Annotated in this window: 9 protein-coding genes; 7 read left to right on the top strand and 2 right to left on the bottom strand. The window is 70.8% G+C overall.

What is annotated here, in order from left to right:
• Positions 1–286: 286 nt before the first annotated feature.
• Both KSO97_RS17155 and KSO97_RS17150 read left to right on the top strand, forming a co-directional pair.
• Entirely contained in the window at positions 287–697 is a 411-nt protein-coding gene (locus tag KSO97_RS17155) for an anti-sigma factor (protein WP_232681465.1), read from the top strand.
• A 1-nt stretch (position 698) separates the two neighbouring features.
• A complete protein-coding gene (locus KSO97_RS17150) occupies positions 699–1,526 on the top strand; it encodes an RNA polymerase sigma factor SigF (protein ID WP_232681457.1) in 828 nt (275 codons plus the stop codon).
• 5 nt (positions 1,527–1,531) lie between these two features.
• On the opposite strand, the gene KSO97_RS17145 is transcribed toward KSO97_RS17150, so the two are convergent.
• Positions 1,532–1,948 (bottom strand): hypothetical protein, encoded by a 417-nt coding sequence (locus KSO97_RS17145; RefSeq protein WP_232681442.1) that lies wholly within the window; start codon positions 1,946–1,948, stop codon positions 1,532–1,534.
• Positions 1,949–2,213: 265 nt separating this feature from the next.
• Here KSO97_RS17145 and KSO97_RS17140 point away from each other — a divergent pair, with 265 nt between their 5' ends.
• A complete protein-coding gene (locus KSO97_RS17140; RefSeq protein WP_027863177.1) occupies positions 2,214–2,465 on the top strand; it encodes a WhiB family transcriptional regulator in 252 nt (83 codons plus the stop codon).
• 33 nt (positions 2,466–2,498) lie between these two features.
• Here the strand turns inward: KSO97_RS17140 and KSO97_RS17135 are convergent, their stop codons facing one another.
• Complete coding sequence (locus tag KSO97_RS17135; protein ID WP_232681422.1) at positions 2,499–3,986, bottom strand: sensor histidine kinase; 1,488 nt, start codon at positions 3,984–3,986, stop codon at positions 2,499–2,501.
• A 108-nt stretch (positions 3,987–4,094) separates the two neighbouring features.
• Between KSO97_RS17135 and KSO97_RS17130 the strand changes: the two genes are divergently transcribed.
• The 4 genes from KSO97_RS17130 to KSO97_RS18475 all read left to right on the top strand — a co-directional run bounded on the left by KSO97_RS17130 (position 4,095) and on the right by KSO97_RS18475 (position 7,266).
• Positions 4,095–4,961: a DUF2785 domain-containing protein gene (locus KSO97_RS17130; protein WP_232681405.1), complete on the top strand. Its 867-nt coding sequence runs from the start codon at positions 4,095–4,097 to the stop codon at positions 4,959–4,961.
• A gap of 30 nt (positions 4,962–4,991) precedes the next feature.
• Positions 4,992–6,689, top strand: coding sequence for an acetolactate synthase (locus KSO97_RS17125; RefSeq protein WP_232681391.1), 1,698 nt, complete (start codon positions 4,992–4,994; stop codon positions 6,687–6,689).
• An 11-nt stretch (positions 6,690–6,700) separates the two neighbouring features.
• Complete coding sequence (locus KSO97_RS17120; protein WP_232681376.1) at positions 6,701–7,096, top strand: thioesterase family protein; 396 nt, start codon at positions 6,701–6,703, stop codon at positions 7,094–7,096.
• A 95-nt stretch (positions 7,097–7,191) separates the two neighbouring features.
• Positions 7,192–7,266: a 50S ribosomal protein bL37 gene (locus KSO97_RS18475; RefSeq protein WP_370692322.1), complete on the top strand. Its 75-nt coding sequence runs from the start codon at positions 7,192–7,194 to the stop codon at positions 7,264–7,266.
• Positions 7,267–7,345: the final 79 nt, after the last annotated feature.

Below are 7,345 nucleotides of genomic sequence, written 5' to 3'. Positions count from 1 at the left end.
CGCCGGCGCGACCGGCACCAAGGGCACGAGGGACGCCGAGGCCGCCGACCAGCTGCTGGCCAAGATCGACGAGATCGCGGACATCTTCTGGGAGACCAAGAAGGCCTGAGCGTCTCCGTCTCGCGTTTGCCAGGGCCGGTGTCTGGGGAGTAGTCCCGACACCGCCCCTGTCGCATCGTCTCGGGTGAGACGCCGTGCCGCCCGGAGCGTCGACCACCTCCACGTGATCGGCCGTCGCACAGCATCGCCCATCCCGTTCGTCCACGCCTGCTCCCCGAGGAAGCCCATGTCCGAGGTCACCGTCCCGTCGACCGCCAAGCACGCCGACGTCGAACTGCGTCTCCCCGCCGACGGCGCCTACGCCTCGGTGCTCCGGACGACGAGCGCGGCCCTCGCGGCGCGGATCGACTTCACCATCGACGACATCGAGGATCTGCGCATCGTGGTGAGCGAGGCGAGCTCATTGGTGCTCGACTATGCCGACCCCGAGAGCGACCTCCACTGCGCCTATGCGTTGGCGCCGGGGTCGATGACGCTCACCCTGACGGTCGCCACCGAGGACAACCCGGTGCCGGACCTGGACAACTTCGCCTGGCAGGTGCTTTCGGCGCTGGCCGAGTCCGCGGACCTGCTCGACGGCGAGGGGACGTTCGCCGTGCGGGTCTCCATGGTCACCTCGGCATCCACCGGCGCCTGAGATGGACGCCGCCACCAGCCGGGACGACACCGTCGCGGACCCACCCGCGACGGGTGAGAGGACCCGGCTCGAAGAGACCCGTCGTCGCAGCGCCGAGCTGTTCGTCGAGCTGCGGGACGAGTCGAACTCCGAAGCAGCCCGCAGCACCTCGCGCGACGCACTGGTGCATCTGCACCTCCCTCTCGTCGAACACTGCGCCCGACGATTCCGCAACCGCGGCGAGCCCTTCGAGGATCTCGTCCAGGTCGGCACGATCGGGCTCATCAAGTCCATCGACCGTTTCGACACCGAGCGCGGCGTCGAGTTCTCCACCTACGCCACGCCGACCATCATCGGCGAGATCAAGCGCTACTTCCGCGACAAGGGCTGGGCGATCCGGGTCCCGCGTCGTCTCCAGGAACTCCGCATGCAGATCTCCAGCGCGAGCGGTGAGCTCACCCAGTCCCTGGGCCGCTCCCCCACGCCGTCCGAGCTCGCCGAGGCGATCGGTTGCACCGTGGACGAGATCATCGAGGGTCTGGAGTCGAGCAACGCCTACTCGACCCTCTCGCTGGACGCCTCCGACGATTCCGACGACTCGCCGTCCTCCATGCTCGACAGCCTCGGCATCGATGACGAGGGCCTGGAGCACGTGGAGGTCCGCGAGTCGATCAAGCCACTCCTGGCCCAGCTCCCACCACGGGAGAAGAAGATCCTGCTCCTGCGGTTCTTCAAGAACATGACGCAGTCGCAGATCGCCGAGGAGATCGGCGTCTCGCAGATGCACGTGTCGCGCCTGCTCGCACGGACCCTCGATCAGTTGCGCGCGTCGCTGGAGTCGGCCGACTGAGGTCTCTACCCGGCCGGGTCCTCGTCCTCGAGATCGGCACGCGTCGCCGAGACGAGGGCCGCGAGCGCGATGAGCGCGATGGCGAGCAGCGGGACGGCGTACTGCGGCTCCGCCCGGGTGTTCCAGGCGAGCCCGAGCTGGATGAACTGCGTCATCAGCGCCGGGCCACGCGCCCAGCCGTGTCCCGCGTTCAGGCCGATCCCGGCCGCGACCAGGAGCGCCCCGTAGCCGAGGAAGAAGATCGCGGTCGCCGCGCCGAGCGACAGCCGGTCACCGCTGATGTGCAGGGCCTCGGCGACGGCGAGTGCGACCAGCGCTGATCCTTGCAGGCTCACCACGGCGGCACCGAGCCGACGCGCGCCGAGCCCCGGGACGGTCCGCTGGCGCGTTTCGGGGTCCGTGGGCTCCTCGGGCGTCGTCACAGAGCCAGAGCCTACGGTCGATGTCTCGCGACGCCGGAGCCGAGTGCCGGCGCGCACCTCGCCCCTTCGGGCAGTGACGCGCGGTTCGCCGTCTGCGATGCTGGTGTGACCCAACAGACCTCGTGAAGTCCTTGATCCCGAGGGGTGTTGTTTGTCAGAGTGGTCGGGCGCTCGTGAAATCGTTCACAGACGAACATATTGGCGCGCCCGCAGGCCGGATCCTCCCGGTGCTGCACATTCGAGCAGATGAGGAAACCCACCCTCCATGGATTGGCGTCACCGTTCCGCATGCCTCGATGAGGACCCGGAGCTGTTCTTCCCGATCGGCAACACCGGTCCCGCGATCCTCCAGATCGAGGAGGCCAAGCAGGTGTGCCGTCGCTGTGACGTGCGCGAGCAGTGTCTGGCCTGGGCCCTCGAGGCCGGTCAGGACCATGGTGTGTGGGGTGGCCTCAGCGAGGACGAGCGCCGCGCGCTCAAGCGTCGCAACGCTCGCGCGCGGGTGCGCACGGCCTGATCCCGCCGCGCCTGTTCCCGGCCGACCGGTCCTTCACGGCATCGTCGACGGCGCGGGGATGTCGATCTCGGCACGGGTGCCGCGATCGACGCCGGGCGAGGTCAGCTCCAGTTGACCGCCCAGTTCCGACTCCACCAACGTCCGCACGATCGACAGGCCCAGGTTCGTGGAGCCGTCGAGGCTGAAGTCCTCGGGGAGCCCGGCGCCGTCGTCGGAGACCGTCACGTGCAGCCGCCCCACGAGTTCGCGCACCGTCACGGTGATCGCACCGACATCGTCGATCGCGAGGGTGGAGAACCCGTGCTCGACCGCGTTCTGCATCAATTCGGTCAGCACCATCGCCAGCGCGTTCGCCGCCTCCGAGCTCATGGCTCCGAACGATCCGTCCCGGCGGACGTGCACGCGGCCCGTGAGAGCGCTGACGTCGGTGACCATGCCACCGAGCCGGTCAGCGATCTCGTCGAACTCGACCGTCTCCTCCACTGCGAGGCTCAGGGTCTCGTGCACGATCGCGATCGAGCCGACTCGCCGAACAGCCTCCTCCAGCGCGGCCTTGGCCTCGTCGCTGCCGATCCGACGAGCTTGGAGGCGTAGCAGCGCGGCGACCGTCTGCAGGTTGTTCTTGACCCGGTGATGGATCTCGCGGATGGTCGCGTCCTTGGTGACCAGCTCGCGGTCGCGTCGCCGCAGATCGGTGACGTCCCGCACGAGGATGAGCGCTCCGATGTGCTCACCGTCTGTGCGCAGCGGCACCGATCGGACGATCAGCGAGACCTCGTCGCCGCCGATCTCGACGTCGCGGTGGGCCCGGCCCCCGAGCACGGCGCTGAGCGTCTCCTCATCGGGTCGACGTCGGGCCGGAACCAGGTCACGGACGAGGTCGGGGAGCGAGAGTCCGGTCAGGTCGCCCGAGAGCCCGAGGCGTCGGTAGACCGACTGAGCGTTCGGACTCGCGTAGACGACGTGGCCAGCGGAGTCCACGCGAAGGAAGCCGTCGCCGACGCGCGGGGAGTCTGCGTGGTCGGAGCGCTGAGCGGTGGCGGGGAAGTCACCGGCCGCGATCATCTGGGTGAGGTCGCCGGCGGTCTGGAGGTAGGTCAGCTCGAGCCGTGACGGCGTGCGGACGCCGAGCAGGTTCGTCTGGCGCTCAATGACGCCGATCACCGCGCCGGCCCGCACGACGGGAATCGCCTCGGTGCGCACCGGGACCTCGTCGCGCCACTCCGGGTCCCCCTCGCGCACGACGCGGCCACTGCTCCACGCTCGCCCGAGCAGCGAGTGCTCATCGGTCGGCGCGAAGATGCCCACGACGTCATCGACGTAGGCGGTCGGCCCGGTGGTCGGCCGCATCTGCGCCGCCGCCCAGAACCCGCTCCCGTCGCGGTCGGGCAGCCAGAGCACGAGATCGGCGAAGGAGAGGTCTGCGATGATCTGCCAATCGGCCTGCAGCAACTGCAGCCACACCACATCGGCGCCGGTCAGCCGGGTATGGGTGCGGACGACCTCGGAGAAGCTCGGCACACCCCGACACTAGTTGTACGTCCGGATCCTCTGCGACGTGGCCGGGCGAGCCCGCGGGCGGCAGCACCCGGGTTGGAGTCGCAGGGGTCCTTTGGCAGGATGCCGGACGTGTCTCGGGTCAACTGGCGGGCCGTCCAGGCGGCCGACTTCTCGGTACCACCGGACGCCTCGCTCAGCGATCTCACCGCCGAACTCACCACGTCGTTGGGATCGACGGACGAGGCCGAACGCGAGCGGGTCGCGCGTCGGATCCTCTGCACCTGGATCCGGCGCGGCGTCTACGACGACCTGCTCGGCGGGCTCGGGGACGGCATGGTCGCCGGCCACTCACGGGTGTCGGACGAGCCCGGCAGCGCCGAGAGCCAGGTCTTCCGGCGGGCATCGTGCGCGGTGATCCTGCGCGAGTGCATCGACCGTGACACCTCGCGTCCACTCGTGGCCGGCGGCACCGTGCTCTCCTGGGGCGACCGCCTCACCGCATGGCTCCTCGCCGAACGCGACCTGCGCGACGTCATCGCGGGCCACGGCCGCGCGCGGGCCGTCGTCCACGGCGCGCGCGCGTTGGCCGCGCTGGCCGCATCGCCGCACCTGGGAGCGCCCGAACTGACCGTGATGCTGGACGTCGTCGGGGAGCGCAGCGCGGCACCGGCGCCGCATCCCTTCCTCGCGCGCGAGCCGGATGCCTTGGCCGACGTCGTGCTCACCGTCCTGCACCGCGACCGGGTGCCCGCCGACATCGTGGAGGCATGGCTGCTCCGCCTCGCCGAGGAGCATCGCGACTCCGGGCGCACCAGCGCCGAGCACGCCGTCGCCGATCGCAACGTCGAGTCGTTGCTGCGCGCCGTCTACCTCCGTCTGGCGTTCTCCCGACGCCACCCGCCGCAGCGGGCAGATCTGATGCTCGGACTCGTCGACGCGCTGCAGTCCTTCGAGGACGGCCCGCCGTCCGACGGCCAGAACGGCCGCCACCACTGAGACTCCCGCGGTGGAAGTAACGTGCGTCACATGACGACCCCGTCCGATCCCGTGTCGCCCCTCTCAGACGCCTCCCCGTCGGCAACCGCCGTGCCCGTCGGCGTCCAGTCGGTCGCCGCAGCTCGAGCCCACGGCGTGACCACGATGTTCACCCTCAGCGGCGCTCATGTCTTCCCGCTCTACGACGGCGCCGTCCGGGCCGATCCGCCGATGCGTCTCCTCGACGTCCGGCACGAACAGACCGCGGCCTTCGCCGCCGAGGCGACCGGCAAGCTGACGCGCGCCCCCGGACTCGCGGTCCTCACCGCGGGCCCGGGCGTCACCAACGGCATCAGCGCTATCACCCAGGCCCAGTTCGCCGGGTCGCCGATGGTCGTCGTCGGCGGGCGGGCCCCGGCCAACCGGTGGGGCATGGGCAGCCTGCAGGAGCTCGACCAACCGCCGATCATCGCGCCGGTCGCCAAGGAGGCGCGCACCCTGCACACCGCGGCCGAGGTCGCACCCGGCCTGGACGATGCGTTCGCGCTCGCGGCCTCCGCACACCGAGGGCCGGTGTTCGTCGACGTGCCGATGGACGAGCTGTTCGGCAGTGCTGAGCAGCACGCGCCCCTCGGCACGCGCAGCGTCCCGCGCGAGATCGACTCCGACGCGGTCGCCGCCGTCGGTGCTCTGCTCCGCGGCGCGCAGCGGCCGGTGGTCATCCTGGGCACCGACGTCTGGTCCGACCGCGCCGAGGAGGCCGCCCTGCGCTTCGTCGAGCAGTACGAGCTCCCCGTGATCACCAACGGCATGGGACGAGGCGTCGTGCCCGGCGGCCATCGACTCCTGGTCACGAAGGCACGCGGAGCAGCCCTGAACGGCGCCGACCTGGTGATCGTGGTCGGCACGCCTCTGGACTTCCGTCTGGGCTACGGGATCTTCGGCGGCAAGGACGGCGCTCAGCCGGCGCGGGTCGTCCATCTCGCCGACTCCCCCGGCCAGCTCTCCACGCATGCGTCGCTCGCCGGAGCCGTGAGCGGCGATCTGACCCAGGTCCTGCAGGAGATCGCCAGCGCCGTCGACCGCGGCGGCGCAGCGACCGGATGGTCCGCGTGGCTCGCCGAGCTCCAGGACGTCGTGCGTGCGACGTCCGAGCGTGATGCCGCGCTTCTCACGGCGGAGTCCGACCCCATCCATCCAGCCCGGATCTACGGCGAGCTGCTGCCGCGTCTGGCGGACGACGCCGTCGTCATCGGCGACGGCGGGGACTTCGTCAGCTTCGCCGGCAAGTTCGTCGAGCCGCGTCGTCCCGGTGGCTGGCTCGACCCCGGTCCGTACGGCTGCCTGGGTGCCGGCATGGGAGCGGCGATCGCGGCGCGGATCGCGCGGCCGTCGTCGCAGGTCGTGGTGCTGTTCGGCGACGGCGCCGCCGGCTTCTCCCTGCTCGACGTCGACACGCTGGTGCGTCACCGGCTGCCCGTGGTGATGATCGTCGGCAACAACTCCGCGTGGGGGCTGGAGAAGGGTCCGATGCAGGCGCTCTACGGCTACGACGTCGCCGCCGACCTGGCTCAGGAGACCCGCTACGACGAGATCGTCCGCGCTCTCGGCGGGGCTGGGGAGACCGTCACGGATCCGCGCCGGATCGGCGAGGCGCTCGACCGCGCCTTCGCCGCCGCCGTGCCCTACCTGGTCAACGTCATCACCGACGTCGACGCCGCGTACCCGCGCGCGACGTTCGGCATCTGAGGAGCAGCCCGATGAGCAGCGGCGCGACCGCCCGCCTGAGGTTCACCGTGACCGACGACGACACCGCGCTCGCCGTCGGCTCGGGCAGCCTGCCCGTGCTCGGCACCCCGCGCCTGCTGGCGTGGTGCGAGGCTGCCACCTGCGCCGCACTCGACCCGAGCCTGGACGACGGCGCCACGAGCGTGGGCACCCGGGTGCAGGTCGAGCACAGCGCAGCGAGCCCGGTCGGAGCGCTGGTGGAGATCGAGGCGACACGGACCTTCGTCGACGGACGACTGCACCGATTCTCGATCGCAGCGCGGGACGTCGAGCACGACCACGCCCAGCCGGGGCGTCTCCTGGCCACCGGCGAGATCACCCGAGTCGTGGTCGATGCCGAGCGTTTCCTGGCCCGTCTGGTCCGCTGACCCGAGCACCCCGGATTTCGCCCGACACCGATGGCCTGGGAGAATCGCATGATCCTCGCCGCGATCCTGCGGCGGTACACGACGGAGGAGTCACCATGGGCAAGACCGGACGCAAGCGCCGCGCGCGCCGCAAGAAGGCCGCGAACCACGGCAAGCGCCCCAACAGCTGACCTGCTCAGCTGCTCGAGAAACGTCGGAACCCCCGCCCCCCCCGCGCGCGGGGGGGCGGGGTGTTCACTCGTGGGCGGG

This window comes from Nocardioides sp. R-C-SC26, assembly GCF_021246465.1.
In the GTDB taxonomy this organism is placed as follows: domain Bacteria; phylum Actinomycetota; class Actinomycetes; order Propionibacteriales; family Nocardioidaceae; genus Nocardioides.
Note: the sequence above shows the minus strand (reverse complement) of the source record. Positions and strands in the feature narration are given on the sequence as shown.